We start from the raw sequence: 26545 nt of genomic DNA, 5'->3' as shown, positions 1-26545 counted from the left end.
TCACGGGAGTCCGGCCAGGTGCGAGCAGGCGTCCCACAAGCGCTTGCGGACTTCGGGATCCGATCCCATGCCTGGCGTCGGGAGCTCCTTGCGCTTTGCCCAGAGCTTGCCGGAGACTGCCGCCGTTTCCCCAGAGGTGGCGAGCCAAAGCGCTGTGTCTGCCGCCTTTTCAGCCGGCGCACCGAGCGCGTTCGTGATCCAGCGAAAGGGGCCCCCGACGTCGAGCAGCAGCGATGTGTTCTTGACCAGTCCCGGATGGACGGCATTCGCCACCACGCCCGAGCCGTGCAGGCGCTCAGCGAACTCTTGGGTGAGCAGAACCCTGGCCAGCATTGTGGGCGGGGTCGAGCGCAGGTAGCTGTACCTGCCCTTGGCTGTCTGGAGGTCGTCGAGATTGAGTTTGGTGTTGCCGTATTTGGACGCGATATTCACGATGCGGGACGTGCGCGCGGCCCCGGACGGCCGGCCCGAAACTCCGCCGTCTCCTGGCGGTACGGCCGCGGCGTGTTTGAGTGCGTCCAGCAGGAGGTTGGTCAGCAGGAAGTAGGCCATCACATTGGTGGCGAAGGTCAGTTCGAGCCCGTCGGGGGTCACATGCCGCTCCTTGCGGAACACGCCCGCTGCGTTGACGAGCACGTCGAGCCGGTCATGGCGCGACAGGAACTCGGCGGCCGCCGCACGGATTGAGGACTGGACTGAAAGGTCACAGGTCAGCGGCTCAAGCCGGGCGTCAGGGACGAGCAGGCGGATGCCCTTAATCGCCTCTTCGGCCCGGGCCCCTGAGCGCCCCACCACCACGACCAACGCGCCCTCGCGGGCAAGTCCGGTTGCCACGGCTTTTCCCAGGCCGCTCGCCGCCCCCGTCACCAGCGCCACGGTTCCATCCATGGAAGCCATCGTCATCGCCTCCTGAGGCTTGTCCTGCCAACTAGGTCGCCGCGTCACGGCATCGCCTTATCGCCGCCGGGCGCTTTAGGCCCTCCGTCTCGACTGGTCACATCACAGCACACCACAGTCGGGTTGACCAGCGTTGAATCAGTTGATTGCCTCAATGCCAAGCCGCTTGAGTTCTTCAAGGTGGTTCCGCATGTTCTGAAGCACCTCGGGGGAGTGCGGCTGCCAATCCAGGATCTCGTCAACCACTCGCAGCGGCGCTCGGGTGCGGTAGGACCTCGTCGGGTTGCCCGGGAACTTCTTGTCCGTCAGATTGGGGTCATCCTCAAAGGGGCCCGTGGGTTCCACACGGTAGATTCTGCCGGGTCCCTCGCCCACGCCGAGTTCCGCTCCCCAAGTAGCCGCATCGAGGGTTGCGGTCAGGTAGATGAAGTTCGCCCGCTTTCGCTCCCCGAAATTCGAACTGTAGCCGGGTTCCAGCAGGTCCCCCGGCTTCAGCTTAGCCTTCGTGCCGTGGTAGAAGGGCCCGGGATCCTTGGCCTCAGACGACAGCGGTTCGTTGTCCATGCACACCCTCCTCGAAGTTGGGCTACCACTCTAGCTCGCCGACGGCTGATGCCACGGTTTTTGGGCCGGGGTCGTGAGGGAGGCCAGCGCGGCCGCCAGGGCGGGCACGTAGAACCAGCCAATGGTTGCGGAAGCGAGCAGGGTGAAGATGGTGAGGGCAACGGTGGTCGCGACGGATGCGGGCATCCGTGCCGGTCCCCTCACTAGGAGAGGCAGGCCGGTCAGAGCGACGGGGATCAGCACCAGCACAAAGACGTAAGGTCCTACGTTCTCGAGCAGGGTTGAGGCAGTGACTTGGTCTGGCCCGTCATTCGAAATTATCGCTGTGCTGTACACAGGAACCAGGAGTAGCACCAGGGAGGCTGCAATCGTGAGCGAGAAGGCAAGGATCTGGCGAACACTTTTCGGATCCGAGCGGTATCTCATGTGTCCCCCCAAAGTGGAGTTGCGTCTAAGCCAACGAAAGCACGGTTTTAGGCATTCGACCAGACGATTTCATCGCTTTCGATGTCCGCTCGGATGCCGTCCAGCCCGAAGACTTGGGGCTCGTTGATCGCGCGCCAGCGGGCTACAGTTGGCGCCGTGCGAAAACTCATAGTTCAGCAGTGGGTCACCGTGGACAACATCGCCGCGGAGGAGAACGGCGGGCTCAGCTTCGTGTCAGGGGAGGCGTTTTCCGAGACCACCAACAAGGCGTTCAAGGCAAGCCTGATGGGGTTCATCGACTCTGTCGACACGATGATTCTCGGCGCGAATACCTACAACCAGAACAAGGACTACTGGCCATCTGCCAATGAACAAGGTGAATACGGTGAGAAGCTCAACAACCTGACCAAGTTCGTCGCCTCGTCGACGCTGGCTGACGCGCCATGGGGTGACTTTCCCGCCGCGACCCTAACGCGCGACCCGGCCGCCACCATCCGGGAGCTCAAGGAGGAGAGCGGCAAGGACATCTGGCTTTGGGGGAGCTTGAGGCTCATGCACTCACTGATGGACGCCGGCGTCGTCGATGAAGTCCGGATGCTGGTCTGTCCGGCGTCACGCGGCAAGGGAAAACGCATTTTCGAGGATTGGCAAGACCTGCGGCTGCTTGAGGCCACCCCGTTCGAAAACGGCGTGGTACTTCTGCGCTACGAGATCAAGAAATAAGCGCCAAGGAGTGAGCGGAATCCGGTGGGTACTGCACGTCGATCTCGACCAGTTCATTGCGGCTGTCGAAGTGCTCCGGCGGCCGGAGCTTGCGGGCAAACCGATCATTGTCGGCGGTCGGGGCGACCCCACGGAACGAGCTGTGGTGTCGACCGCATCCTATGAAGCAAGGGCGTTCGGCGTGGGTTCCGGAATGCCCTTACGCATTGCGGCCCGGAAAGTGCCCGACGCCGTGATCCTGCCCGTCGATCACGAGGCGTACCTCGCGGCGTCTGAAACGGTGATGGCTACCCTGCGTTCGCAGCCCGGCGCCACCGTGCAGGTGCTGGGTTGGGATGAAGCCTTTGTAGGCATTGAGACAGAGAATCCGGAAGCCTACGCCCGGCAGGTGCAGGCCGCTGTTTTGGAGCGGACGCAGCTGCATTGCAGCGTGGGCATCGGCGACACCCTGGTCCGGGCCAAGGTAGCCACCGGCTTCGGCAAGCCGGCCGGAGTCTTCCGCCTCACCGCCGGGAACTGGCTGGAGGTCATGGGCAGTCGGCCCACCAAGGATCTGTGGGGCGTCGGAACCAAAGTGTCGGGCCGGCTGGCCAGACTCGGCATCAACACCGTCGCCGAACTCGCCGCGTGCGACCCCCAAGACCTGGTCCCGGAGTTCGGCCCCAGGATGGGTCCTTGGTACGCGGAGCTCGGACGCGGGGACGGCGCCAGCGTTGTGGACGACACCCCGTGGGTTGCCCGCGGGCATAGCCGGGAGACCACCTTCCAGCGGGACCTGACCGAGCCCGCCCAGGTGGACGACGCCGTCAGGGAACTGACAGCGCGCGTCCTTGAGGATGTTGTGGCTGAAGGGCGGCCCGTCATCGGATTAACCCTCAAAGTTCGGTACGCGCCGTTCTCCACCAAGACCCACGCGAAAAAGATCCCCGAGACTTTCGACCGGCACGAAATCCTCGCGCGGGCTTTGGACCTCGCGGCCGGAATCGAAGCGGGCCGTCCGATCCGGCTCCTGGGCCTGCGGGCCGAAATGGCCATGCCCGATGATGCCCGAAAGGGACATACGCCGACCCGCGGCGGCTGGTGACGGCGTCGCTCCTTTCCTTACTTCCGCGAATGAACCCTTCGCGGAAGCAACCAATACCGGAACGTTTCCCCGAATGCAGCTATCTGGTATCGGTGGTGATTGCTTCGATGGGGATCCATAGTTGGCCGCGGCCTTTAGAGCCGTCTGGTTCCGACTGGACGCTCAGCAGTTGTGGTCCGGGCGCCCAGCGATATGGATTCGCGGGGAACCATTCGGCCGCTGCGTCAGCCCAAAGATGCTGCAGGACCTCGGGAAACTTGCCTTCTGTCTCGAACACAACCCATAGCCCGGCCGGGATATCCGTAGAGTCGTATCCGACCGGCGCCGTCCGTGATGATGCCGCAGCGCGCCAGTAATCCAATTCGCTTCCCTCTGTTCCCGGGTCCTCGAGATTTTCGGTGACAGCGAGCAGTCCGAACGGCTCCGTGTCCGATAACTGTGCCAGTCGCGGCCTCACCGTCGGGTCCAGGTTCCGCTCGAACTCTTCGATTAGCGGATTCGGACCCTCGTAGATGAGCCGGACACGTGTCTTGAGCCCGATAAGGCGGAAGGCGTCCTTCTTCACTATGCGGTGCTTCATGTCGGCACTCCCTTCGATTCGAAGATGGAATCTCAATTGCGGTTGTGAATGGAGCACGGCGCCCGGGCGTCGCGCCTGTGACGGAGTGAGCCCGTGCATGGATTTGAAAGCCCGGGTGAACGCTTCGGCCGACCCATACCCGTACCGGATCGCTACGTCCAGTACGGCCTGGCCAGCGACAATTTCCGCTGCCGCTGCCGTCAGCCGCCGGCGCCGGATGTATTCGGACAATGGCAAGCCCGCGAGTGAGGCAAACATTCGCCGAAAGTGGTACACCGAGGTGAGAGCCACCTGTGCCAGACGTCCAACGTCGATCTGCGAGGCAAGGTCAGCCTCGATGAGCTCGATAGCCCGGTTCCATTCCTGCACGGCTGCCTCCTTCCTTTACTACGGTACGGAGACTCCGACCCGTTGACCCGACAATGCCTGCCCGAAAAGATCAGTCGTCGGTCGACGCGAGGTCAGGCGTAGGCCAGGCTCATCAGCAGTGCCTTGAGTTGGACGTATTGGTCAGTTGCCATCCAGGCTCTGGCTGCGCCCCTGTTTGGGAAGGCAGGGTCATTGAACAGAACTCGGGTGCTCAGGCCGCCGTTCGCCGTTGAAACGAGATTGCACCACGATGAGACGCCCTCACCTTGCGCCAGTGAACGGGGATCGCTTAGCCCCATGAAGTAGGCGTCGCCATCACCGTAGGACTCCACGACGAAGCCGAAAACGGGCTCGGCGCCGTCCGGTGCAGCCATTCCAGGAACAGCCACTTGATCGAACACCCGACGCGATACGGGACCGCCAGTACAACCAGCGGTCAAGCCATTTCCCAGGGAGAGCAGATCATTGCCTCCGCTGTCAGTGACGATCGCTTGGGGGGGGGGGGGGGGGGGGGGGGGGGGGGGGGGGGGAGCACGGTTCGCACCGTCCATGCTTCCGGATAGGCGAAGGAGATGTGTCCGTCCGGGAAAGTGAAGGTCTTCAGTGCTGGAGATGCGTGCTTCGCCGACGAAGCGGGCAGCGCTGACCCTGATACCGCAGTGGCGGCAGAGGCCGCCGGTGCCGCAGCTGACAGAAATGCTAGCGCTGGTGTGGGTTCGGCCGTGTCGTTCACGGTCACGTTCGAGGCGGCGGCAGGGCCGGTTCCTGGCTGTGGCCCACATCCGGCGAGTACAAGGCCGACGGCGAAACCCGCCATGCTGACGGCCGTGAAGATTCCGGCGCGATTGGAATTCATTGTTATAACCCCCAATATCTGTGACGGCGGGCTGAATGTCCCGCTCGGTAACTAAATTTCCGGAACCTCGCTTGGAGTTACAGTCAGTGCAAAAAAACATTCGGTGATGGCCACCAGGGACAATTCGGTTCACGACGAACCGCGCGCAGCGCCAAGATGGATGCCTCTGTCAGCGAAAGCACCCCCTCCGTGAGACGGCAGGATGGGTAACGGGTGTCGGGTTAGCTGGGCAGTCGCGGTCATAGGAACCGCCCCAAATGCCATCAACAGGATGAATTCTCCATCATGGCCGACCGAGTGGAGTGTTCCTAACTAACGATCTATGCGAACCTGCGAGACTTGCCTAATGATTACCGAGCACGCGCTGCTTCCCGTCATTTCCGGTCATGAAGAAGATTTTGAGGCAGCGTTCGACCGGGCTAGATCGATTATTGCGTCGACGCCAGGCTTTATCTCGTTATCGCTCTCGCGTTCGATCGAAACTCCCAGCACTTATTTGCTGCTCGTGCAGTGGGACAGTTTGGAGGACCACACCGTTGGTTTCAGGGGATCCCCGCAGTACCAGCAGTGGCGGCAGCTACTGCACAGATTTTACGAACCGTTTCCCTTGGTCGAACACTACGAGCTCGTGAACTCTGCTCCTCGATAGAAAGCCTTAGGGGGCAGATGTGAAATACATCCTCGTTTTGCAATGGCCAGTTACCTCTGAGGCCGACTTTGATGCGCTCATCTCGATGGAGGATCTGCTTGAGGCAGACCTCCCGGATGCACACGGTTTCGTGGACGGCCACGACTTCGATGCCGGCGAGATGAACATCTTCGTCCACACCGACCGACCACTCGAAGCGTTTCAGGACGCGATGACATCGCTGCGCCCTGACCCACGATGGGTCGGCGTACGGGCGGCATACAGGCCGGCCGATGGAGATCGTTATGTGGTCGTGTGGCCCAAGACGCTTGAAGTGTTCTCAGTGTCGTGACGCGGAGAATCCGTGCTCTGCTTTCATGGCTGCGACAATCCTCTGGACGTTGGACATGCTGCCGGGCACCACTGCGTCTGACACTCGGATGGTAGTCCCACAGACCCACACGTCCTCCCTAAAGTTTGCCGAAGGGCTACGAGGCCAGACACAACGGGCGCACATATCGATGCCCTAAGGGAGTCGGGTCACAGGTTAGTTATCAAGGTCTTTCATTGCGCAGTGCCCACGAGGGCCAGCGAAGGATTGAGCGTCTTTCTATCCCCGCTGGCAAGTCTCTGTCCAGGTCCCAGGATCTAACGCCGGTCTCTTCCCAGATTCCGAAGAGCTCGTCGGATCGGTTACCGTGCCTGTACTCGGCTTCCTCGGGAAAGACCGGCAAGGCGTCGAGGAACACGACGTGCCGGCCGTTCGTCAGCTGGAGTTCCGGGATCAGGTCATCGGGACGTTCGGTTAGCACCCATCCCGTGAATTTCCGACCCTTTATGACTTTCCAATTGCCTGCCACAAAGACGCCGTGTTGAGGCACTGTGTTGCTTTTGAGGACGCTCAAAACCATGTTGGCGAACGCCTCTTTTACCGCCTCGGAACCGGACTTCACTCCCACGAAGAGCTCAACGGCGTGCTGTCTGGCTCCCGGGCCATGGCGGGTGGCGCCAGCCGAAGCATAGAGGTGGACGCCCATCCGGCTCGTACCTTTTGGCCACTCGAAGACGCCCACAGATTCCCCTGAGCGCGTACGCATATCGTGGTACTCCGGCTCAGATCCGACTACTGCAACGTAGTGCTCGCGCAGCTCCTCAACCACCGACATGCTCCCCATGAGTTCCATCTAACCATCGACTAACGGTCGCCAAGTGACATTTAGCGCTGCGAATAGTCCGCCACTTATCGCTGCGAATCTGGGGCTCGTCGCTCGTTCCGAAAGGGGAGCGCGTTTAACACCGCATTGCGCATCGTGATGCCCGATCGGGTCTTGGGTACGAGGAGGCGCGATGCGATGCCGGCGCGCCGTTGTAGCGGTCGGATGTGTTTGCGGTGCGTGTGTTCATAGCCAGCGAAAGCGGCGGTGTGGTCGTCCGGGTGGGCGGCAATCGCGTCGGCGAGGGTCTTGGCCCCGACGATCGCGCTGCTGGAGCCGTCACCGAACAACGAGATGCAACTCGCCGCGTCACCGAGCAGCACCACGCGGCCGGCAGTCCACTGCGGTACGTCCACGCGGGTGACGGCGTCGAAGTACCTATCGTCGGACGCGCCCCATTTCTCAAGCGCGAGCGTGGTGAACCATCCGCCGCCGGCGTAGGTGGACTCGACGAGGCGTCTGCCTTGGTCCGCGTCGCGGTAGTCGAAATCGTGCTGTCCCCGGAAGATGAATGCGAACCCGGGCTTCCCGCCGGCCGGATGGATGGTCAAGGAGGTTCCCGGTTCGTTGTACAACAGCACGGTGCGCGCATCCTCGATCGGTGCAGGGGCGCGCACGGTGCCCACGAACATGCCGAACGGGCGGGAAAAACGTTTTTCGGGGCCGAACGCCAAGCGCCTAACGGTGGAGTGGAGTCCGTCGGCTCCGACGACCAGGTCGAAGCGACGGGAAGGAGTCCGCTGAAACTCGACGTCGATTCCGCCGCCGTCCTGGTGCAAAGCGGTGATCGAGTCGTCCCGGATGATGAGACTTGTCTCTTGGGCCTTCTCGAGCAACAGGGCGACGAGTTCATTGCGTGCGACCTCGACCTCCTCGTGGCGGTCGACACGCTGGCGCGTGCGGATCGTGGCCTGTGGCCGCCCGTCGGCGCCGACGAAGACCAGGCGCTCGACACCGGTGGCAGCCTCCTCCAGGCGCGACCAGATGCCCATCTGCCGTGCAACAGCGACCGCTCCTGCGCGTACGTCGACAGGGTTGCCGCTAGATGGTGTGTCGGCCGCTCGTTCCACAATTGTGACCGACCAACCGGACTTCGCCAGCCAGTACGCGGCGGTCGAGCCGGCAATGCCGCCGCCGGAGAGCAGTACGCTGCGATCCACCATGCCCTCATTCAAGCACTCAACGCCAGAGGTAAGTCCGCATCGCTGGGGATTCCACGTCGGCAACCCTGACCGGGCCGAAAACTGGTCATTCGACTCGTGGGATTAGTTGTTGCCGAGAACTGGTCGCTCAGAGAGATAGCAACATTGAGCGGGCATCTAACTGGTTGTGCGGGTGCCGATGAGGCCGGCATCAACCTTGGTTTGTTAAACCCTGTCGCGAACCTAGTCGCTGTGGAGACGTGTCCCTTAGTCCTCCGGGCGCTAGGATCTGCACAGGACGCATCAGCAGGTTTTCAGGGGCGCCTTGTCAGCGTTTGTGCTTCGGGGAAGAAGAAGACGATGAGCGGTATTGACGATCTCATGGCGGAGGCCAATGACCGCTGGGCAGACGCGAAGAGAAGAGCGCAGGGCGTCGAGGACAACGGCCTGGGCGAGGCCGTGAAAACCTATTACACCCGCTATATCCCTGCCGGATTCTTCATCCTGGTCGCGGCCGGGACCATCGGCGCAACCCTGGCTTTCCCGGGCACACCGGAGAGGTTGCCGACCTTCCTAACCTTCGGGTTTCTCCTTGGATTTCTAGGCGCCCTGATTGGGGGCTTGGTCCACAACGCGAAGAAAGTGGCACCCGCAGTAAAGTTCGGGAGGATTGATGTGCTTCTTTCCTTGGAAAACGAGGAAAAGAAGCAGGTCCGTCGTCAGATCGCAGGGAAGGGACCCATCGATCCGGAACATCTTTCAGTCAGCCGGGCCGCCGCGGTGCAATTACGAAAGGGCCTCGCCACGCAACTGCTTCTGGCGCCGTTGTATCCTCTCATCTTCATTCCCCAAGTCATGAACTCAGCTCTCCGCGGTGACAGTCTGTTCGCTTGGCTGATGGCAATTGGTGTGGGAGTAATAGCGGCCGGGGTAGGGTTTCTCGTCCGTGACTTCCGGCGGGCGGGCCGGTTCCTGGCCCACACAGCGGAGCGGGCAGCCCCGGGCAACGCGCCGTTTTAATGTTCCAAAGCCGAACCCCGACTGGGGCCGAAAAATGGTTGATCAGGACGTCTGGCGAAAATAGCCAGGAGAGAGCAGCCCATAGGGTTGCAACCCTGACCGGGCCGAATATTGGTCATGCGACGAGTGAGGCTAGTTGTTGCCAGGAATTGGTTGCGGAGAGCGATTGCGACCTCTACCGGGCATCTACGCGGGGCCGGAGGATCAACTGGTATGGGCCCTGTCGGAATGCTTTCGCTTGTGGTTCAGTACACTCATGCCAGAGCGATCCCCACGAAAGCCGACGGGCAAGCCTCCGGTCAGCGCAAGCCCTGAGCTGAGGCGCAGGCTCCGCCGCCTCACCTACTATGGGTCAGCCTTGGCCTTGGCAATGATTATTCTGAACTTCCTACCCATTGAGCCCGAGCCGTGGGTTTGGGGCAAGGTGGCAATTCTTGCCGTTGGCACGATCATATTCATCATCTGGGCGACTCGGTTTTCATTGTGGCAACGCGATGAGTACTGGCGCGAACGCGGCAGAGACCCTAAGCATCCCGAACGCTTCCCTGAGCGCTCAGACGATAACTAGCTGCACACCACAAGAGGCAGGAGTACATGTGAAGAATTTTTCTCCCAGCTATGGAGGAGTGGGACTTGACCCTCTGTTCGTCGTGGTTTTTCCGCCGTCATGTTAGTGATTCTGGGAATCAGCGCGTTCGTGATCATGAGGCGGCGCAAATAGAGAGAGGAGCTCTTGGTCGATGTTCGTTGAAGTGGCCATGAATCCGATCCGGTGGGGTTCTCCCCAGACGCCGAGCAAATGTTATGCCCCCTGCTAATGCGTCGCTGAGGTTGTAAGTCGTTTATGCGACGTCGTGGCAGTGGTGCACCAGCATTGACCTACTCGCGAAGGACCTTCCACCGGCCGAACCTACAGCGCGACAGTTTCAACCCACTGAAGGGAATCAATGAAAACATTTGAACGGCCGAGGCTAGTAAGCCACCGAATGCATGCACCTTGTCCGCTTCGACTGCCATTTATGATTCTCGAATGGGGGAAAGCGCAAACCGAGAAACATCGGGAAAGCACAAGCCGATCTTCGTAGAGATTGGGATTCGGGCTTCCATGGACCGGGTGTGGGTGCTGAGCCAGGACCTGGCACTCCATCCTCGCTGGGATTTGCGTTTTTCCCGCATCGTCCCGATGGGCGGTGACCAGCAAGGTGAACCTGTTCGTTTTCGCTACGAGTTCTGGTTGCCATGGCATACCATTCGCGGGACCGGGACCTCGCTAGGTCACCGGTATCGCAAGGATGGGCAGGCGACGTCAGTGCTCAAGTTTGATACCTCGGATGCTTTGTCACCTATCGGGGCAGGATCGGGGTACTGGCGCTACATCCCCACGGAAGATGGCGTGCGTTTTATCACCGGGTATAACTACCGGCCGGGAATGGGAATCGTAGGGAAGGCCTTTGACGCCAGGCTCATCCGGCCCGCTTTGGGATGGGCCACTGCCCTCAGCTTTGACCGACTGCGTCTATGGGCAGAATCCGATATTGACCCCGGCGACTCCCGTAACCGCTGGATTATTGATGCGGCAGTGAGAGCCGGTGGTGCCGTAAGCGCCGGCGTTCTGCTCAACAAAGCAATTAACGGCAGAAACACAGGTTGGGCTTTTCTGGCTGGTACTGCCCTTTTGACAGCATCCGCTCTCCCGGCGCATTGGACAGTGCCTCGGGCAGGACGTTGCCGCCGGGCGCCATCTGATGCGCACTTTGGTCGTGCCCCATCAGCTCTGGATGCGCTGCCATCACCTTCAACACCAAGAATTGCTGCTCAGTCAGGGACGAAAGACGAGTAACCATGCCTTCGATTTTCGAGCTAGCCCTGGGCCAAGACTTCCGGAAGTTGCACCCCATGCTCCAGAAGCGCTTCGGCGTGGACATAGACAGCGGATATGCCTGCGTAGGCCGAGGGGTCTTCTCGGAAGTCCGCTGTGGCGCATGGTGGACAGTTCCGTTCCTTCGTCTGGGGGCCTTCCGCAACATCCTCTTCCCCGACCAAGGACGGAACATCCCGTTCACTATCGAGAACTATCCGTACGTTGATGGTTTCGGCAGACCCACGGTCACCTTCGTGCGGACCCTCGAGCTGCCCCGGGCCAGGAGACGCCGCTTCGATGCCACCATGATCTACAGCCCTCAACGTGGCGCGGTTGTCGATTACCTCGGAACGCACCAACATCTGGCTACTGACCTGAAACTGGAAGTTCTCACCGACGGAACGTTGCACCTGCAGTCAACAGCCCAGCGGTTTTACGAAGGTGTCATAGGTTTCACCTTCCCTGCGGCCTTGACTGGCACCGCAGACCTTTATGAAAGCTTCGATGACGACCGTGGCGTCTACACCATCCAGATGCAGGTGCGGAACCCGGTCACGGGCTTCCTGTTTGGATACCGGGGCGAGTTCTCCTGCACATTTCCCCGCCTGTCGGATGAAGATTTCCCAGAGCACCTAAAACCACATAGAGAAGAAAGCCGCCAATAGGAGTCCCGTCGCGGCACAGACGACCCATTTGAGGAATCCCTTTCGGGACAGTCCACGCCGTTGTTCCGAGGAATTGGGGTCAAGGCTGGCGGCTAGGCTCGTCAGCCGCAGCGCTACATTGAGATCTGCTGGACCGCGCTTGGTATGAACGCCAGAGTGTTGATCAATGCCAGCGTGGCTATGCCATACCCAATGACCAGGGCAGCGATGGCTAGCCCACGGCCACTTTCGCCTCTCAGAGGGATCTGATTGAGGGCAACGTGTCCGGCCCCGACTGCAAAAACAGCGAGAACCGCGACGCCGAATACCCAGAATCCTGAGGCAGCGATGACGGCGAAAATGATGGCCGCAAGGGCCAGTTTGTTTGGTCGTCGAGTTGCTGTGCGAGCCGGCACCATAGGCGTACTCATTTCGGTTCCCCCAACCTCGTTAGTACAAGCGAGTTTAGCGGGCCACATGCGCAGACAGAATGGACTTGAAGCGTTTGTTTCGGGAACGCTCTCAAAACCCGAGGTACCCTTCCGGGCACCCGGGGCGGGCCCACCACCTCACGAAACACAGCGAAACATTTCTCGCATACCCGCCCGTTCAAACCGTCCCATTAGACGGTCCTCCTCCGGGCGGACCCACCCCTCACCAGCACAAACGCAGTCCTGCGGAGAGACGCCGCCGTAAGACCCGTCCGGTGACGGTGACCTATCTGGTCCACCTAAACGTCGCGTGGCACACTGTTGCGCATGACCGCTTTGCTGGTCGGCTACGCGCGGGTGTCAACGGAGCAGCAGGACCTCACGGCGCAGCGCGACGCCTTGGCAGCCTTGGGGATCACTCCGGACCGGATCTACGTGGATCACGGGCTGACCGGTACTGACCGGAACCGTCCGGGCCTCCGTGAAGCGATGGCGGCCTGCCGGGACGGGGACACGTTCGTGGTGACAAAGCTGGACCGCCTGGCCAGGTCGGTGCGTGACGCCCACGAGATCGTCGACGAGCTTGCCCAGCGGAATGTGAAACTCAGCATCGGCGGATCGGTGCACGATCCAACTGACCCGGTCGGAAAACTGCTGTTCAATGTCTTGGCCATGGTGGCTGAATTCGAGAGCGACCTGATTCGTGCCCGCACGCGCGAAGGCATGAAGATCGCGAAAGCCAAAGGCCGCCTGCGCGGAAAGAAGCCCAAGCTGTCACCTGCGCAGGAGGCTCATTTGGTGAAACTGCACGACGCCGGCGAACACACCACGGGCGAACTTGCAGAGCTCTTTTCCGTGGCCAGGTCCACGGTGTACCGGGCAGTACAGCGCGCCAGGCACAAGACAGGACCGGCCCGCTAACCGCCGGCCCTCCGGGAGTTGCGGGATTGCCAACGCAACAGCCCCTTCGAACCGGATGGTTCGGAGGGGCTGTTGTTGGTGCAGGGTGGGCCGGCTGGGCGCCGGCGCCTTTACCCTAAGCCTTTAGAGAGGGCGGATGTTCTCTGCCTGCGGGCCCTTCGGACCCTGGGTCACATCGAATTCGACCTTCTGGTTCTCATCCAGTGAACGGTAACCGCTGCTTGCGATCGCCGAATAGTGGGCGAAAACGTCAGCTGATCCGTCATCGGGGGCAATGAAGCCAAAACCCTTTTCGGCGTTGAACCATTTAACTGTGCCTGTTGCCATGGCTGCATTCCTTTATGTGACTCTGATTTTCTCTGCAGACACGGAGGCCCGCAGAGCGGAGAACGTCCCCCGCTGTCCCCAACGTACGGGGCGGACGCATTACGTGCAAGGGTATAAGTGCCCTTGCGACACTTTGTGTCTCTGTCAGCCGCCCGCGGCGTACATGGCCAGCAGGTCCCGGCCGAACTGGTGGGGCGACGTTTCGGACGGGCTATGGCCTCCGCGGTAGACCAAAATCCGGGCACCTATCGACTGCGCGAACTGGCGGTGCAGCCCTAGCGGCCAAAGATCGTGCTCTCCCACGGCCACGAATTTCGGCACATTGGCGGCGGCGATGGCCGGCCGGAGGTCCGGGACATTTTTCATCAGTTCGTAGATGTCCCGGACGGATTGCCGCCGCGTAATCCGGAACCGGTTCCGGACAAACCGCAGACGGTTGGGGGAGACCTTGTTGACGTTCCTGCGGATGCCCCAGATCATCATCGCGGCCCCCACCCGGCCGTTGGCCCAGCCGGTGAACCGCCCGATCCTGCTGACTCCCCGGAAACACTGCCCCGTCAGGGGCGGGCAGCTAAGGAGCGTGAGGCTGCGGAACAACTCCGGGCGCCGCGAGTAGGCAATCTGCGCCAGGATCGCGGCGAAGGAGTAGCCCACCACATGCGACGGACCTTCGCCAGACTCCAGAACAGCGATGAAATCGTTGACGAAGAGCTCATAGTCATAGTGCCTCCGGGACGGGACGAGGTTCTCCGGGCCGGCGGCTGCCGATTCATACTGGCCCGCCAGATCGTAACTCACCACGTAGAACCCGGCCTCGGCGAGCTCGGGCATCATCACGGCGAAATCCTCCTTGGAGCCCGTGGCCCCGGGAACCAGCACCACCCGCGGGTTCTGCGGCTTGCCCATAGTGACCATCGCCAGGCCGCCGCTCGGTGCTGCAAAGCGGCTGCTCGTCGAACCCTCCGGAAGGACTGCCCAGTCCCAGTCGCGGATCTCCGCGTCCCTCTGCGTTGCGTCATCCGCAACCCCACCGGCGGAACGGGGTTCCTCCTGCGCCATGGAAAAGAGCCTCACCACGTTACGGTTCCGGCCGCGCCGTCCACGGTGACGGTCTGCCCGTCGCGCAGCCGACCGGTGGCATCGGCAACACCCACGACGGCGGGGATGCCGTACTCGCGGGCCACCACCGCCCCGTGTGAGATGACGCCGCCCATCTCCATCACCAGTGCGCCTGCTGTCATGAACAGCGGCGTCCAGCCGGGATCAGTGGAGGGGGCCACCAGGATTTCCCCGGGTTCCAGATGAGCCCCGACCGGATCCATCACGACCCGGACCTTCCCGGTGGCGGTGCCTGCGGACGCTGGCGTCCCTGACAGTCGGTCCGGCGCCGCGGTCCCGGGCAACGCGGAAGCCGCCGCCATCATGGCTGCCTCGACGTCGGTGCCGTCCGAGAGCAGGAGGCGCGGCACGCGCCGCCGCCGCAATTCGACGTCGTACAGCCGACGGCGGCTGGCGACGATTCCTTTCAGGTCGGCCCCGCGCAGGCCCACCCGCAACTCATCGAAGTCCAGGAAGAACACGTCGCCGGCGTCCGCGACGGTGCCGGTCCCCGCCAGCTCGGCACCCACGGCCGTGAGCTGCCGGTGCATCTCCGCAAGCACCATCACGATGTAGAACTTGGGCAATTCACGCAGGCCGCACAGCTGGCGTGCCCGGCGCAGGCACAGCGCCACGAGTCGCCCACGCAGCCGGCCCTTCTTCCCGGCCCGTTCCACCAGCTCGCTGATCCGGGCCTCCGCATGATCGGCGGCCCTCGCAAACTGGCGGTCCGGCGCCTGCTCGGGATCCTCCACCCGGAGGTAGTTCGAGATCATTCCCAACAGATGGTCCGGTTCCTCAGCCCACCTCGGCATCCCCAGGTCGATCTCCGCCACGGCCCGGTGGCCGTACTTGGTCAGGAACTTCCGCAGCCCGTCCTGGGCAGCGGCTGGCAGCGTGCCCGCCTGGTAGAGGTCAGCAAGCCCGTCAGGCCGCAGCTCCGAAAACACCCGCCGCGCTTCCGGGTCCCGGCCCAGGGAGACCGCCAGGTGCCATAGTTCCAGGTCCATAATGGTGGTCACGTTATGCGGAAGCCCCCGAAGGACTGCCTCAAGTTCGCGCGGCTGGGCAATCCCGCGGAGCAGCCTGCGGGCCGCGGCCAGCATCAGGTACCCCACGGACGGACCCGGCAGAGTGGCCCGGATCAACCCGTTGATGACATCGGTTCCCAGGACGTCCTCCGCGTGCTGGAGCCGCCTCGCCGCAGAGGCCGGAAGGGGGAGCGTCAGCCGGGCTTCGAGGCGGTCCTGGAAGCGGCGGGCCCTGCGCAGTTCCCCGTCCGGCCACAGCAGCGTACGGGTCATCGCCGGAACGAGCCCTGCCATCAGGCCCAGGCTCTGGGTTCCTTCGCTGCCCTTTGCTTCCGTCCTGGCGGGGCCCGGAGTGGCCTTCCGGTCCGATCTTTTGCGGACCGGCCGGACAATGTTGAACCTCGGGTCCTCCAGCAGCGACGGGAAGACGGCAGCCGACCTTCCGTCCGCGAGCGGCAGCATCCTCACCAGTGCCTTCCGGCCGGATTTGCTGCGGATGATCGGTGTCAGGTCGATGTACATCCGCAATCCCGGGTTCACGTACTTCCAGGGACCCTTGTTGCCCCGCATGAGTCCAAGGACCGAGAGCCCCATCGGGGTGATGGGGCGCGTGAGTCCCTGGAGCAGCGTGCCGCACAGGTAGACGCGCGTATCCGCGCCGGATGCGGCGCCGGCCGCGCCCGAGGCCGCATCCGTTCCGGCTTGTCCGCCGAGCGGGTCGTCGTCCGGCAGTGGATACAGCGTGGTGATGGGCCGCGACTGGGTCAGCCAGGCCTTGCCGCCGGGGTCGATCACCCACTCCACGTCCTGGGGTGCGCCAAAAAGCCGCTGGGCGGCGTCACCGAGGGACGCCAGTTCGCGCAGCTGGGTCTCGGTCAGGCCGGGCGCCGTGCCATCCGGCCGCTGCAGGCTCCGGCCCGATGCCGTGTCCACCACGAAATGGTCGGGATTCACGGCGCCGGACACTACCGCCTGTCCCGGCCCGGCAGCGGCGTCTATGACGGTCTCGGTGCGCGTCCCGGTCACCGGGTTGGCGGTGAACATCACGCCGGCGATGCCGGCGTCGACCATTTGTTGAACGACGACGGCGAGGCCCACCTCGCGGTGACTGATCCCGTTCGAAGTGCGGTAGGCCACCGCACGGTCGGTCCACAGGGAGGCCCAGCAGCGCCGGACGGCCTCGACGACGGCATCGGCACCGGCGACGTCCATGAAGGAGTCCTGCTGCCCCGCAAAACTTGCAAACGGCAGGTCCTCGGCGGTGGCCGAAGACCGCACCGCCACCGGTGTGTTCCCCATCGCGGCGTAGGCTCCGCGGACTGCGGCCTCGACGTCGGGCGGCACCGGTGCTGCCGCCACCGTCTCCCGGGCACGCCGCGCGAGTTCGTCACGGTCCCCGTCCGACAGCCCGGCGGCGCCGTCCGGGCCGGCACCGTCCAGGCGGGCGGCAATGGCGTCCAGCTCCGCCGTCGCGGCCATCCGGTAACCCGCCGTCGTCAGGCAGAAACCAGGCGGAACCGGAAAGCCGGCCGCCACGAGTTTTCCGAGGTTCAGGGCCTTGCCGCCCACCAGGGCCAGCGACCCAGAAGGCAGCTCACCGAGCTCAATAACAAGGCTCCCGCCGCCGCCGGCGTCGTCCGGTTCCGGACAGGGGTTTACCGAAACCATGCCCTGCTCCTAGCTGTTGTCCGCATCCTCTCCGGTGTCCTCCCACATGACGTCCAGATTGTGGAAGATCACGGGGCCGTCGCACAGTGCGGCCATCTTCGCTGCGAACTCCGACGTCTCCGGGCGGCCGGAGTTCTCCATCGCCGAGTCAAAGGAATCAAAGTCGACGATGGTGAAGTAGGTCCCTGGATGGTCCCGGTCCGAGGTGGCAACAATCCGGCGGAACGTGGGCGTCGTGCTGCCCTCTGTTCTCGACGGACGGCCCAGCTCTTCAATTTCCTTGATGCGGGACGACTGGAATTGGATGATCTGCACAAACCCGGCCATGACGGCTCCTTGACGGCGGTGGATGCTGATGCGGATCACGCTAGACCCCGCGGCGGGGCGCGCAAAGGGGACAAGTGCCCTACTTTGCGGGCTACGGCGCGGGGAGTCCCCGGACCGTGCGGTTGCGGCCCTGCGACTTGGCCTCGTAGAGGGCGGCGTCCGCCGTCGCGATCAGCTCATCGAGCCCGGACGGGCCGTGGCCGATGGGCGCGATGCCGTAGCTGACCGTGGGCATCCGGGAACCGTCGGGACCGCGGACTGCCCTCAAATGCCGGTTGATTTCCTTTGTGATGGCTTCTGCCCGGTCCGGGCTCACACCCGGCAGAAGGAAGATGAACTCCTCGCCGCCGTAGCGTCCCACAAGATCTGTTGAGCGGACCGTGCCGTTGCAGGCGGCGGCGAAGGACTGCAGAGCCGTGTCGCCGGCAGCGTGGCCGTAGGTATCGTTGACCGCCTTGAAATGGTCCAGGTCGGCCAGGATCAGGGAGCCCAGCGCCCGGGTGTGCCGCAGCCGCTGCAGCTCATCGGAGGCCAAATCCAGGAACGCCGCACGGTTGAGGAGCCCCGTGAGGCCGTCCTGGGTGGCCACGGCCCGCAGCGCGCGCGTCTGCTGTTCGCTGCTTAGGGCCGCCATGCTGAAGGACACCACTACCAGCAGCACCATGGTGACCAGGGTGGTGACCGCCGAGCCGAAATAGGTCACGAAGATCCGGCCGTCCGGGCCTTCGCCGAGATACACGATCAGCCGGCAGGAGTAGTAGGCCGAGAAGAAGGCAGCGGCGATGGCCAACGGGATCCGGACCCTGGAGTAGCCCGGTTCCAGCCGCCAGAGTTCGCGCGAGGCAAGGCCCAGCATCAGGCTCATCAGGGCGAGGAAGACGGCGCCTCCAGCCCAGATGTTCACGCCCGGATTTTCGAAGGCTGATGACACGGTCACAACGGCAGGACCCGCCGCCAGCTGCCAGGAACGCGGCCGCGAAGCCCGCAGGGACCTGGCACCGGCCCACACGCACGCCGCCCCGGCCACTAGCAGGCAGTTCCCCAGCGGATTGGCCCACACCTGGTGCGGTGTTCCGTTGAAGAGGTAGGAAGCGGATCCCGCGAGGAAGAGCGTCAGGGCCACGCACCACCAGGCGCTGTACGGGGACCGCGTGCTCCGGTACGCGGCAAAGTAGAACAGGAGCGCCAGCGTGAACGCGACAATGGCGAAGGCAACCCTGAGGGTTAAGGTGTCGAGTTGCATTCAGTTCCCCCGGCTCGCAACGAAGCGACGTCCCGGACGGCACGCGGCCCGAGACACTACGCAGACTTAGTATCGCATTCGGTGGCACCGGCGGAGCGCCGGCGTCGCGCCTGTTAAGTGCGTGCGGGCCGTCGGCCGGATCAGGGAGTCAGCAGCACCTTGACGGCGCGCCTTTCATCCATCGCCTTGTACGCCTCCGGCGCTTCCTCCAGCGGCATCACGGAGTCAAAGACGCGGCCGGGGTTGATGGCTCCGGCCAGCACATCCGCCAGCAGTTCGGGGATGTACGTCCGGGCCGGAGCCATGCCGCCGGCGATGGAGACGTTGGAGTCGAACAGGTAGCGCAGCGTGACCTCGGCTCCGCCCGTGGGAACGCCAACGAAACCCAGCGCCCCGCCGGGCCGGACACAGTGCAGCGCCTGCTCCATGGATTCCTTCGTGCCCACGCATTCCAGCACCGAATCGGCCAGCACTCCGCCCAGCAACTCGCGGACCTTGGCCACGCCGTCGTCGCCCCGTTCCTCCACGATGTCCGTGGCGCCGAACTCGCGGGCCAGCGCCTGCCGGTCCGCGTGGCGGGACATGGCAATGATCCGCTCTGCCCCCAGCCGTTTGGCCGCGAGGACACCGCAAAGTCCGACGGCGCCGTCGCCCACCACGACAACGGTGCGGCCCGGTGCGACTTTGGCCGCAAGTGCCGCGTGGTGGCCGGTGGCCATGACATCGGACAGTGTCAGCAGGTTGGCTGTGAGCGCAGCGTCCGGCTCGGTGACACCCGGAACCTTGACCAGGGTGCTCTCCGCCCGCGGAACCCGGACGGCCTGGCCCTGGCCGCCGTCGATCTTGTGCCCGGTGTCATCCCGGCCGCCCCAGCCGGCCAGGTGGTCGCAGGCGACGGTGACGCCATTGAGGCACTGCGGGCACTCGCCGCAGCTGACCACGAACGGCGCGATGACAAAATCGCCCTCCGCCAGCTCGGTCACGCCTTCTCCGATGCTCTCCACCACGCCGACGAATTCGTGGCCGATGGCCGTCGGCTTCTTCGTGGGCCTGACGCCGCGGTACGGCCAAAGGTCCGAGCCGCACACGCAGGACGCGGTGACCCTGACCACCACGTCGGTGGGCAGCTGGATGGTGGGGTAGTCCCGGTCTTCAACCCGGATGTCTCCGGGGCCGTGGATGATGGTGGCGCGCATGGTGGGCTCCTTCGATGGGGTGCTGGGCCAGGTCCGAGTCTAAACCCGGCTGCGGGACGCGCGCTTGGCTGCGGCAGGGATCCGCTAGCGCATGCCCTCGCGCCGGATCGCAGTAGCAATCGCCGCGGCCCGGGTCTCCACGCCGAGTTTGGCATAGATGTGCGCCAGATGGGTTTTCACGGTGGCCTCGGAGATGAACAGCCGCCGGCCGAGCTCCCTGTTGCTGAGGCCTTCAATCAGCAGGCTCAACAGCTCCGCCTCACGGGGTGTCAGGACCTCGTCCGGGTTCCGCAGTTGTTGGAAGAGCCGCGACGCCACGGGCGCGCTCATCACGCTCTTGCCCTGCACCGCCCCGCGGATGGCGGCGAAAATCTCCTCCGGCGCCGCGTCCTTGAGCAGGTAGCCCATGGCGCCCGCGTCGACGGCCCGGACAATGTCGGCATCCGAGTCATACGTGGTGAACACCAGCACGGCCTGCCTGGCATTTTGCCGGCGCAGCTGCTTGATGGCCTCGATTCCGTCCATGCCCGGACCCATCGCCAGGTCCATCACCACCACTGCGGGACTGAGCTGCTCCGCCAGGGCCAGGGCGTCCTCTCCGGAAGCCGCCTCAGACACCACCTCGATGTCCGGCTGCGTTCCCAGCAGCGCCTTGAGACCGCTGCGGACCACCAGATGGTCGTCCACCAGCAGCACGGTGATGGGCTTCATTGTTCGTCACCCGTGGGCAGTTGCGCGGCCACGATCGTCCCTTCCCCGGGGCTGCTTTCCACCGAAAATACTCCGCCCAGCTGCTCCACCCGCTGGCGCATCGCCCGGAGGCCGTAGCCTCCGGCGTCCGACGGCGGTGCCAGCGACAGCGGGTCGAAACCGGCGCCGTCGTCGTACACATCCAAAGTGACGGCGCCCGGCAGGAAGCCCAGCGTCACGGTGGCGTTCGCCGCCGCTGCGTGCAAATGCGTGTTCGCTGCGGCGCTCTGGACCACCCGTATCAGCGTGTGCCGGACATCGGCGGGGACGGCGCGCGGCTCGCCGGTGACCAGCAGGCGCACGCCCGGGAGGTACTGGGAAGCTGCCTGGCTCAGGGCGTCAGGCAGCGGCGCGGTGTCCAGGCCGGGGCTGGCGAGTTCGTGGACCAGGCTGCGCGTGTCCGCCAGGTTCCGGCGCAGCATCCCGCTGGCGGAGAGGACGTCGTCGCGCGCGGCTTGGCTGGGCCACGACCGGTTCGCGGCCTCCAGCAGGAGGAGGCTGCTGGCCAGGCCTTGCGTCACGGTGTCGTGGATTTCCCGGGACACGCGTTCGCGCTCCTCGATGGTGCCGGCCCGGCGCTCGCTGGCCGCCAGCCGCCCCTGGGCCAGGGACACCTCGGCGTGCAGCCGGCGCTGCTCGGCGGCGTCCTGCTCGATCCGGTCATAGATGAGCGTAAGCATGACGCCCACGGCCACAGGCCCCAGGAGCATGGCAACATCGCTGCCGCCGCTCAGCCGGAACAGTCCGACGGCCGTGGCCGCCGCCGTCGCGCCCCCCGCCAGGTAGGCCACCCAGCCGGTGAACGCGGTCCGGCAGAGGAAGAACAGCGCAAACGAGCACCACGCGAAGCTGGGTGCCGCAATCACCAGCACTGCCCAGAGCGCCACCAGGGCGAACATCCACACCGCCCACGGCCGGCTGCGCTGGGAAAGGACGGCGACGACGGCATAGAGCGAACACACCGCAGCGGCCAGTGCCAGCACCCACAGGTTGTCCGCGGGGCTGTGCCGCATCACGTACCGGACGGCCGAGGCCACCAGCAGCACGGCAAAACCAAGATGCACGACGGCGTCAATGCGGCCCAGCGGTGTCCGAAGGGCTGGTGGTAAGGAGGGCATGCGGGGTCCGGTTCCGGTGGAGGAGTTCTCTTCACCATGCTAGGGCCCGCGCCGTTATTGGTCTCTCAGTCTTTTGGCTGATACGTCCAGCCCGATGGGGGAGGCTGCGGCAGACCATTGCCGGATGCCGGCTGCGTCCCCGGCCGGAAGGATGGATTCGAGGCCCGGGAACGAACCCGGGCAGTGCCGCTGAGGTCACCGGAAAACGCAAGCCCCTGATGCTCATATCCAAGGAGAACCCGTGAAGAAGTCCAACAAGATCGCCGCCGCTGCCGCCGCCGGAGCGCTGCTCCTGACCGGCGGGCTGACGGCTGCGGCCAACGCCGTGCCCGCACCTGTTGCTGCGCCGGCGGCGGTTGCCGGCGCAGTGCCCGCCGTCGACGTCCAGCCGGCGCCAGAAACCGTGGTGGCGCAGAACCGGATCAGCGTGGGTGCCTCCGCGGACGCCGTCAAGTCCGCCCTCGCCAAGTGCCGGGCCGACAAGCTGCCGTTCGTGACGGTGGCCCTGGTGGACAGGTTCGGCACCGTCCAGGCACTCCTCCGCGGCGACAATGCAGCCGAGCACACCATTGAGGCGGCGCAGCAGAAGGCCTACACCGCTGCCGCCTTCGGAACGCCCACCAGTGAGCTCGCCAAGCGCATCAACGGCAACGGCCCCAGCATCGCAGACCTTCCCGGCACCCTGTTCCTCGCCGGCGGCGTCCCGCTCAAGGTCAACGGGGTGTCCGTGGCCGGCATCGGCGTGGGCGGCGCCCCCGACGGTGCCCTGGACGAAGCCTGCGCAACGGCGGGCGCCGAGGCCATCGCCGCTGCGGCCGCCGGAACCGCGAAGTAGGCTCTGGTTCATGGGGCGGTCCAGGACCTGGCGCAGGACGTCGAGCAGGCGCCGATTGGCAGTGCTCGTAGCCGCCGGCGGCATGGCAGCTTTCCTTGCTGGCTGCCAGGCGAGTCCGGGACAGCCGGAGCGGCTGGACTCCCCGCCGTCGACCGTGAACGTCACTCCCGCGACGCCCACGGCAACGCCGTCGGCAGTGGCTCCGCCGGCGTTGCCCCCTGGGGCGCAGGCGGAGCTCGACCAGCGGCTCATCCGGGCGGCCAAAGCCAACGACGCCGGTGCCGTTGCGGAGCTCATCCGGGCCGGCGGCAACGTCAATGCCAAGGACCCCATCCAGGACTCGGCGTTCCTCTATGCCGGGGCCGAGGGCTTCAACGAAGTGCTGCAGCTGACCCTGGCAGCCGGGGCGGACGTGCGCAGCACCAACCGCTTCGGCGGAACGGCGCTCATCCCCGCGAGCGAACACGGGCATGTGGACACCGTGCGGATCCTCATCGCTGCCGGCGTGCCCGTGAACCACGTGAACAACCTCGGCTGGACCGCTATGCAGGAAGCCATCCTGCTCAACGACGGCGGTCCCAGGCAGCAGGACGTGGTCCGGTTGTTGCTCGAAGCCGGCGCCGACCCCGGCATCCGGGATCCCCAGGGACGCACCGCGCTGGAAAATGCTGAGCGGCTGGGGTTCAGCGGGATCGCCGCCATGATCCGGGGCGGCTAGCCCAACTGCTGCTACTTACATGGGTGGGGCTAGACGGCCTAGCGCCGTCCTGACCTTCTTTCGACGGCCACAAGGCCCGACACGCGAGTACATGCGCGTGTCGGGCGCTGCCTGTGGACAAAAGAAGGTCATGGCGGGGGAGGACTCCGGTTAGACGGCCTCGAGGACGCTGACGTAGTTGGCGATCCCGACGCCGCCCATGTTCTGCACCGCAGCCCGGCGCGGGTTGGCCAGCTGCATGCCGCCGGCGGTCCCGGTGAGCTGCATCGCGGCGATGACGTGCTGCGAGACGCCGGTGGCGCCCACGGGGTGGCCCTTGGCCTTGAGTCCGCCGGAGACGTTGATGGGCAGCCTGCCGTCCTTGAACACCCAGCCCTCCTCGATGGCGCGGGTACCTTGGCCCGGTTCTGTCAGTCCCATGGCCTCGTACATGAGCAGCTCGGCGATGGTGAAGCAGTCGTGCACTTCGGCGAAATCCAGGTCGTCAAGCCCGACGCCGGCCATCCCCAGCGCGCGCTGCCAGGACGCGCGCGTCGCTGCGAACGCGGTGGGGTCCCGGCGTTCCCCCGGGAAGAAGTCGTTGGCCTGGCCGAAACCGGCGAGCCGCACCGGGGCGGTTGCCCCGCCCGTCGGCGAGACGGACAGCACGACGGCGGCGGCGCCGTCGGACACGGGGGAGCAGTCGGTGCGGCGCAGCGGATCGGCCACCATCGGGTTCTTGTCCGAAACAGTGCGGCAGAACTCCTCGCCGAGGTCCTTGCGGAGCTGGGCATACGGGTTGTCCACACCGTTGCGGTGGTTCTTCGCCGCGATGGTGCCCAGGACGTCGGACACCGGTCCGTAGCGCTTCTCGTAGTGCTTGGCCACTTCGGCGAACAGGCCGGTGAAGCCGGTGGTGGAGGCTTTGCCGGCCATGTCGTAGTCGGCGCCCAGCAGTGCCGCCCCGACGACGTCGGCCCCGGCGTGCGTCATCTTTTCGGCGCCGATGACCAGCACGGTCTTGGCGGTGCCGGCGAGCAGTGACTTGGTGCCCTGCTGGAACGCGGCCGACCCGGAGGCGCAGGCGTTCTCGACCCGGGTGGACGGGACGTTAGCCAGCTGCTCCGAAACCTGCAGTGCCAGCGAGGACGGGAACGCCAGCGGCATCATGCCGGAGTTGAACTGGCCGAGGTAGATCTCGTCAATCTGGCCCGGCTCGATCCCGGCGTTGTCGATCGCCTCCGTGGCGACCTGGACAATCAGGGATTCCAGGGTCTCGTCCGTGAGTTTTCCGAAGCGGCTGTGGCCCCAGCCGGTCAGCAGGACGTCTTTGCCGAACTGTTCGCGCAGGCTCATGCGATGGCTCCTTCAAGGGTGCTGGCTTCTATGATCGGGGTTGCGTCGAGGGATGGGGCGACGTCGAAGTGGGCCTCGGTCTTACCGCGTAGTTCCTCCACGGAGACGCCCGGGGCAAGGCGGGTCAGCGTGAGCTGCCGGACGCCGTCGTCCGTCTTGTCAAGGTCAAACACTGCGAGGTCGCTGATGATCCGGTCCACGCAGCTCAGTCCGGTGAGGGGCAGGGTGCATTCCTTGACGATCTTTGCGGTGCCGTCCTTGGCGTTGTGTTCGGTCAGCACCACAACGCGCGGGGTGCCGGCCACCAGGTCCATGGCGCCGCCCATGCCCTTGACCATCTTGCCGGGGATGGTCCAGTTGGCGAGATCGCCGGCTCCGGACACCTGCATGGCGCCCAGGATGGCGACCTTAACGTGGCCGCCGCGGATCATGCCGAAGGAGGCAGCGGAGTCGAAGATGCTGCCGCCGGGGAGGACCGTAACGGTCTGCTTGCCGGCGTTGATGAGGTCGGCGTCCTCTTCGCCCTCGTAGGGGAATGGTCCCATGCCGAGCAGGCCGTTCTCGCTCTGCAGGACCACGCGGACGCCGTCGCGCAGGTTGTTGGCGACCAGCGTGGGGATGCCGATGCCAAGGTTCACGTAGTCGCCGTCGTTCAGTTCTTCGGCCGCGATGGCAGCCATTTCGTCCCTGGTCCAGGCCATGGGGTTCTCCTTGGGTCTTGAAGTCTTGGGGCTTAAGTGTTCGTTCGCGCTGTGTGGCGGGGCGGTTCAGGCGGGAACGGGCTCGGAAGCGCGGGACCGGACCGTCCGCTGTTCGATGTCCTTGACCCGGCCGCTGGCCTGGACAAGGCGCTGGACGAAGACGCCGGGGGTGATGATGTTGTTCGGGTCCAGCTGGCCGGGTTCGACGATGACCTCGGCCTCCGCGACGGTCACGGCGCCGGCCGTGGCCACCACCGGGTTGAAGTTGCGGGCGGTGTAGCGGTAGATCAGGTTGCCGTCGGTGTCGGCGGTGTGCGCGTGCACCAGGGCGACGTCGGCACGGATGGCGCGCTCCTGGACGTACGTTTCGCCGTCGAACTCGGCGAGCGGTTTGCCTTCGGCGACGAGGGTCCCGACGCCGGTCTTGGTGTAGAAAGCCGGAATGCCGGCACCGCCGGCGCGGAGGCGCTCGGCCAGGGTGCCCTGCGGGGTGAACTCCACCTCCAGCTTGCCGGCAAGGTACTGCTCGGCGAACAACTTATTCTCGCCCACATAGGAGGCAATCACCTTGCGGACCTGTCCGGCCTCAATCAGGATGCCGAGGCCTTTGCCGTCCACGCCCATGTTGTTGGACACCACGGTGAGGTCCTTGACGCCCGAATCGCGCACCGCCTCGATCAGGTCCGCCGGGATGCCGCTGAGGCCAAAGCCTCCGACGGCGAGCGTCATGCCGTCCCGCAGTACGTCCTGCAGCGCGGCAGCCGCTCCGGATTTCAGCTTTGACATCGCATCTCCTCATTGAGCTCTTGACGCAATCCACTTTGTGGACTGTTCCTCT

General features: G+C 64.6%; 29 protein-coding genes. 9 read left to right on the top strand and 20 right to left on the bottom strand.

Annotated features, from left to right (window positions below):
- The 4 genes from ASF98_RS10575 to ASF98_RS25015 form a co-directional block, all read right to left on the bottom strand.
- The gene (locus ASF98_RS10575) at window positions 1-897 is read right to left on the bottom strand and encodes an SDR family NAD(P)-dependent oxidoreductase (RefSeq protein WP_235505813.1); all 897 of its coding nucleotides are present in this window, start codon (window positions 895-897) and stop codon (window positions 1-3) included.
- 138 nt (window positions 898-1035) lie between these two features.
- Entirely contained in the window at window positions 1036-1461 is a 426-nt protein-coding gene (gene arr, locus ASF98_RS10570) for an NAD(+)--rifampin ADP-ribosyltransferase (protein ID WP_055801229.1), read from the bottom strand.
- A gap of 30 nt (window positions 1462-1491) precedes the next feature.
- Complete coding sequence (locus ASF98_RS10565) at window positions 1492-1887, bottom strand: hypothetical protein (RefSeq protein ID WP_055801226.1); 396 nt, start codon at window positions 1885-1887, stop codon at window positions 1492-1494.
- Window positions 1888-1934: 47 nt separating this feature from the next.
- Window positions 1935-2057, bottom strand: coding sequence for a hypothetical protein (locus tag ASF98_RS25015; RefSeq protein WP_268760425.1), 123 nt, complete (start codon window positions 2055-2057; stop codon window positions 1935-1937).
- Between the two features lie 19 nt (window positions 2058-2076).
- Between ASF98_RS25015 and ASF98_RS10560 the strand changes: the two genes are divergently transcribed.
- Window positions 2077-2610, top strand: coding sequence for a dihydrofolate reductase family protein (locus ASF98_RS10560; RefSeq protein WP_235505806.1), 534 nt, complete (start codon window positions 2077-2079; stop codon window positions 2608-2610).
- 10 nt (window positions 2611-2620) lie between these two features.
- Complete coding sequence (locus ASF98_RS10555; protein ID WP_055801222.1) at window positions 2621-3694, top strand: DNA polymerase IV; 1074 nt, start codon at window positions 2621-2623, stop codon at window positions 3692-3694.
- 79 nt (window positions 3695-3773) lie between these two features.
- On the opposite strand, the gene ASF98_RS10550 is transcribed toward ASF98_RS10555, so the two are convergent.
- A complete protein-coding gene (locus ASF98_RS10550) occupies window positions 3774-4643 on the bottom strand; it encodes an AraC family transcriptional regulator (protein ID WP_055801220.1) in 870 nt (289 codons plus the stop codon).
- 92 nt (window positions 4644-4735) lie between these two features.
- Complete coding sequence (locus ASF98_RS10545) at window positions 4736-5017, bottom strand: hypothetical protein (protein ID WP_055801218.1); 282 nt, start codon at window positions 5015-5017, stop codon at window positions 4736-4738.
- Window positions 5018-5845: 828 nt separating this feature from the next.
- On the opposite strand from ASF98_RS10545, the gene ASF98_RS10540 reads away from it, so the two are divergent.
- A complete protein-coding gene (locus tag ASF98_RS10540; protein WP_055802414.1) occupies window positions 5846-6148 on the top strand; it encodes an antibiotic biosynthesis monooxygenase family protein in 303 nt (100 codons plus the stop codon).
- 19 nt (window positions 6149-6167) lie between these two features.
- Entirely contained in the window at window positions 6168-6479 is a 312-nt protein-coding gene (locus ASF98_RS10535; protein WP_055801214.1) for a hypothetical protein, read from the top strand.
- Window positions 6480-6681: 202 nt separating this feature from the next.
- Here ASF98_RS10535 and ASF98_RS10530 read toward each other — a convergent pair whose 3' ends face one another.
- Both ASF98_RS10530 and ASF98_RS10525 read right to left on the bottom strand, forming a co-directional pair.
- Window positions 6682-7311, bottom strand: a complete 630-nt coding sequence (locus ASF98_RS10530; protein ID WP_082506792.1) for a suppressor of fused domain protein — start codon at window positions 7309-7311, stop codon at window positions 6682-6684.
- Between the two features lie 56 nt (window positions 7312-7367).
- Complete coding sequence (locus tag ASF98_RS10525; protein WP_055801210.1) at window positions 7368-8504, bottom strand: FAD-dependent oxidoreductase; 1137 nt, start codon at window positions 8502-8504, stop codon at window positions 7368-7370.
- Window positions 8505-8843: 339 nt separating this feature from the next.
- Between ASF98_RS10525 and ASF98_RS10520 the strand changes: the two genes are divergently transcribed.
- Entirely contained in the window at window positions 8844-9503 is a 660-nt protein-coding gene (locus ASF98_RS10520) for a hypothetical protein (RefSeq protein ID WP_055801208.1), read from the top strand.
- 1628 nt (window positions 9504-11131) lie between these two features.
- Here the strand turns inward: ASF98_RS10520 and ASF98_RS10510 are convergent.
- Window positions 11132-11347 (bottom strand): hypothetical protein, encoded by a 216-nt coding sequence (locus ASF98_RS10510; RefSeq protein WP_055801205.1) that lies wholly within the window; start codon window positions 11345-11347, stop codon window positions 11132-11134.
- A gap of 52 nt (window positions 11348-11399) precedes the next feature.
- Here ASF98_RS10510 and ASF98_RS10505 point away from each other — a divergent pair, with 52 nt between their 5' ends.
- Window positions 11400-12029 carry a DUF4166 domain-containing protein gene (locus tag ASF98_RS10505; RefSeq protein WP_235505804.1) on the top strand — a complete coding sequence of 210 codons (630 nt, stop codon included), beginning with the start codon at window positions 11400-11402 and terminating at the stop codon, window positions 12027-12029.
- 737 nt (window positions 12030-12766) lie between these two features.
- Window positions 12767-13360 carry a recombinase family protein gene (locus tag ASF98_RS10495; RefSeq protein WP_055801196.1) on the top strand — a complete coding sequence of 198 codons (594 nt, stop codon included), beginning with the start codon at window positions 12767-12769 and terminating at the stop codon, window positions 13358-13360.
- 123 nt (window positions 13361-13483) lie between these two features.
- Here ASF98_RS10495 and ASF98_RS10490 read toward each other — a convergent pair whose 3' ends face one another.
- The 8 genes from ASF98_RS10490 to ASF98_RS10455 all read right to left on the bottom strand — a co-directional run bounded on the left by ASF98_RS10490 (window position 13484) and on the right by ASF98_RS10455 (window position 22118).
- The gene (locus ASF98_RS10490; protein WP_013599688.1) at window positions 13484-13687 is read right to left on the bottom strand and encodes a cold-shock protein; all 204 of its coding nucleotides are present in this window, start codon (window positions 13685-13687) and stop codon (window positions 13484-13486) included.
- 144 nt (window positions 13688-13831) lie between these two features.
- Complete coding sequence (locus ASF98_RS10485; protein WP_055802410.1) at window positions 13832-14746, bottom strand: alpha/beta fold hydrolase; 915 nt, start codon at window positions 14744-14746, stop codon at window positions 13832-13834.
- Window positions 14747-14757: 11 nt separating this feature from the next.
- Window positions 14758-17484, bottom strand: a complete 2727-nt coding sequence (locus ASF98_RS10480; protein ID WP_055801195.1) for a PEP/pyruvate-binding domain-containing protein — start codon at window positions 17482-17484, stop codon at window positions 14758-14760.
- Between the two features lie 9 nt (window positions 17485-17493).
- Entirely contained in the window at window positions 17494-17811 is a 318-nt protein-coding gene (locus ASF98_RS10475; RefSeq protein ID WP_055801192.1) for a hypothetical protein, read from the bottom strand.
- Between the two features lie 91 nt (window positions 17812-17902).
- Window positions 17903-19054, bottom strand: a complete 1152-nt coding sequence (locus ASF98_RS10470) for a GGDEF domain-containing protein (protein ID WP_055801189.1) — start codon at window positions 19052-19054, stop codon at window positions 17903-17905.
- 140 nt (window positions 19055-19194) lie between these two features.
- A complete protein-coding gene (locus tag ASF98_RS10465) occupies window positions 19195-20250 on the bottom strand; it encodes a zinc-dependent alcohol dehydrogenase family protein (RefSeq protein WP_055801187.1) in 1056 nt (351 codons plus the stop codon).
- 84 nt (window positions 20251-20334) lie between these two features.
- Window positions 20335-20961, bottom strand: coding sequence for a response regulator (locus ASF98_RS10460; protein WP_055801183.1), 627 nt, complete (start codon window positions 20959-20961; stop codon window positions 20335-20337).
- Window positions 20958-22118, bottom strand: coding sequence for a sensor histidine kinase (locus ASF98_RS10455; RefSeq protein WP_055801181.1), 1161 nt, complete (start codon window positions 22116-22118; stop codon window positions 20958-20960). The genes ASF98_RS10460 and ASF98_RS10455 overlap by 4 nt, the downstream gene beginning before the upstream one ends.
- Window positions 22119-22359: 241 nt before the next feature.
- Between ASF98_RS10455 and ASF98_RS10450 the strand changes: the two genes are divergently transcribed.
- Both ASF98_RS10450 and ASF98_RS10445 read left to right on the top strand, forming a co-directional pair.
- Window positions 22360-22953, top strand: coding sequence for a GlcG/HbpS family heme-binding protein (locus ASF98_RS10450; RefSeq protein ID WP_055801178.1), 594 nt, complete (start codon window positions 22360-22362; stop codon window positions 22951-22953).
- An 82-nt stretch (window positions 22954-23035) separates the two neighbouring features.
- The gene (locus ASF98_RS10445; RefSeq protein ID WP_082506826.1) at window positions 23036-23671 is read left to right on the top strand and encodes an ankyrin repeat domain-containing protein; all 636 of its coding nucleotides are present in this window, start codon (window positions 23036-23038) and stop codon (window positions 23669-23671) included.
- Between the two features lie 150 nt (window positions 23672-23821).
- Here ASF98_RS10445 and ASF98_RS10440 read toward each other — a convergent pair whose 3' ends face one another.
- The 3 genes from ASF98_RS10440 to ASF98_RS10430 form a co-directional block, all read right to left on the bottom strand.
- Window positions 23822-25006 carry an acetyl-CoA acetyltransferase gene (locus ASF98_RS10440; RefSeq protein ID WP_055801175.1) on the bottom strand — a complete coding sequence of 395 codons (1185 nt, stop codon included), beginning with the start codon at window positions 25004-25006 and terminating at the stop codon, window positions 23822-23824.
- Entirely contained in the window at window positions 25003-25707 is a 705-nt protein-coding gene (locus ASF98_RS10435; protein ID WP_055801173.1) for a CoA transferase subunit B, read from the bottom strand. The genes ASF98_RS10440 and ASF98_RS10435 overlap by 4 nt, the downstream gene beginning before the upstream one ends.
- A gap of 66 nt (window positions 25708-25773) precedes the next feature.
- Complete coding sequence (locus tag ASF98_RS10430) at window positions 25774-26493, bottom strand: CoA transferase subunit A (protein ID WP_055801170.1); 720 nt, start codon at window positions 26491-26493, stop codon at window positions 25774-25776.
- Between the last annotated feature and the right edge of the window lie 52 nt (window positions 26494-26545).

This window comes from Arthrobacter sp. Leaf337, from assembly GCF_001423745.1.
Taxonomy (GTDB): Bacteria; Actinomycetota; Actinomycetes; order Actinomycetales; family Micrococcaceae; genus Arthrobacter.
This window is presented reverse-complemented; position numbering and strand designations above follow the sequence as displayed.

Excerpts from the sequence above, each read along its gene's own strand:
- ASF98_RS10460 (WP_055801183.1), bottom strand. The coding sequence starts at position 20,961 with ATGAAGCCCATCACCGTGCTGCTGGTGGACGACCATCTGGTGGTCCGC.
- ASF98_RS10565 (WP_055801226.1), bottom strand. The coding sequence starts at position 1,887 with ATGAGATACCGCTCGGATCCGAAAAGTGTTCGCCAGATCCTTGCCTTC.
- ASF98_RS10455 (WP_055801181.1), bottom strand. The coding sequence starts at position 22,118 with ATGCCCTCCTTACCACCAGCCCTTCGGACACCGCTGGGCCGCATTGAC.
- ASF98_RS10525 (WP_055801210.1), bottom strand. The coding sequence starts at position 8,504 with ATGGTGGATCGCAGCGTACTGCTCTCCGGCGGCGGCATTGCCGGCTCG.
- ASF98_RS10475 (WP_055801192.1), bottom strand. The coding sequence starts at position 17,811 with ATGGCCGGGTTTGTGCAGATCATCCAATTCCAGTCGTCCCGCATCAAG.
- ASF98_RS10445 (WP_082506826.1), top strand. The coding sequence starts at position 23,036 with ATGGCAGCTTTCCTTGCTGGCTGCCAGGCGAGTCCGGGACAGCCGGAG.
- ASF98_RS10490 (WP_013599688.1), bottom strand. The coding sequence starts at position 13,687 with ATGGCAACAGGCACAGTTAAATGGTTCAACGCCGAAAAGGGTTTTGGC.
- ASF98_RS10485 (WP_055802410.1), bottom strand. The coding sequence starts at position 14,746 with ATGGCGCAGGAGGAACCCCGTTCCGCCGGTGGGGTTGCGGATGACGCA.
- ASF98_RS10470 (WP_055801189.1), bottom strand. The coding sequence starts at position 19,054 with ATGCAACTCGACACCTTAACCCTCAGGGTTGCCTTCGCCATTGTCGCG.
- ASF98_RS10505 (WP_235505804.1), top strand. The coding sequence starts at position 11,400 with ATGCTCCAGAAGCGCTTCGGCGTGGACATAGACAGCGGATATGCCTGC.
- ASF98_RS10495 (WP_055801196.1), top strand. The coding sequence starts at position 12,767 with ATGACCGCTTTGCTGGTCGGCTACGCGCGGGTGTCAACGGAGCAGCAG.
- ASF98_RS10440 (WP_055801175.1), bottom strand. The coding sequence starts at position 25,006 with ATGAGCCTGCGCGAACAGTTCGGCAAAGACGTCCTGCTGACCGGCTGG.
- ASF98_RS10575 (WP_235505813.1), bottom strand. The coding sequence starts at position 897 with ATGGCTTCCATGGATGGAACCGTGGCGCTGGTGACGGGGGCGGCGAGC.
- ASF98_RS10540 (WP_055802414.1), top strand. The coding sequence starts at position 5,846 with ATGATTACCGAGCACGCGCTGCTTCCCGTCATTTCCGGTCATGAAGAA.
- ASF98_RS10435 (WP_055801173.1), bottom strand. The coding sequence starts at position 25,707 with ATGGCCTGGACCAGGGACGAAATGGCTGCCATCGCGGCCGAAGAACTG.
- ASF98_RS10520 (WP_055801208.1), top strand. The coding sequence starts at position 8,844 with ATGAGCGGTATTGACGATCTCATGGCGGAGGCCAATGACCGCTGGGCA.
- ASF98_RS25015 (WP_268760425.1), bottom strand. The coding sequence starts at position 2,057 with ATGAGTTTTCGCACGGCGCCAACTGTAGCCCGCTGGCGCGCGATCAAC.
- ASF98_RS10530 (WP_082506792.1), bottom strand. The coding sequence starts at position 7,311 with ATGGAACTCATGGGGAGCATGTCGGTGGTTGAGGAGCTGCGCGAGCAC.
- arr (WP_055801229.1), bottom strand. The coding sequence starts at position 1,461 with ATGGACAACGAACCGCTGTCGTCTGAGGCCAAGGATCCCGGGCCCTTC.
- ASF98_RS10480 (WP_055801195.1), bottom strand. The coding sequence starts at position 17,484 with ATGGTTTCGGTAAACCCCTGTCCGGAACCGGACGACGCCGGCGGCGGC.
- ASF98_RS10545 (WP_055801218.1), bottom strand. The coding sequence starts at position 5,017 with ATGGCTGCACCGGACGGCGCCGAGCCCGTTTTCGGCTTCGTCGTGGAG.
- ASF98_RS10430 (WP_055801170.1), bottom strand. The coding sequence starts at position 26,493 with ATGTCAAAGCTGAAATCCGGAGCGGCTGCCGCGCTGCAGGACGTACTG.
- ASF98_RS10465 (WP_055801187.1), bottom strand. The coding sequence starts at position 20,250 with ATGCGCGCCACCATCATCCACGGCCCCGGAGACATCCGGGTTGAAGAC.
- ASF98_RS10510 (WP_055801205.1), bottom strand. The coding sequence starts at position 11,347 with ATGGTTACTCGTCTTTCGTCCCTGACTGAGCAGCAATTCTTGGTGTTG.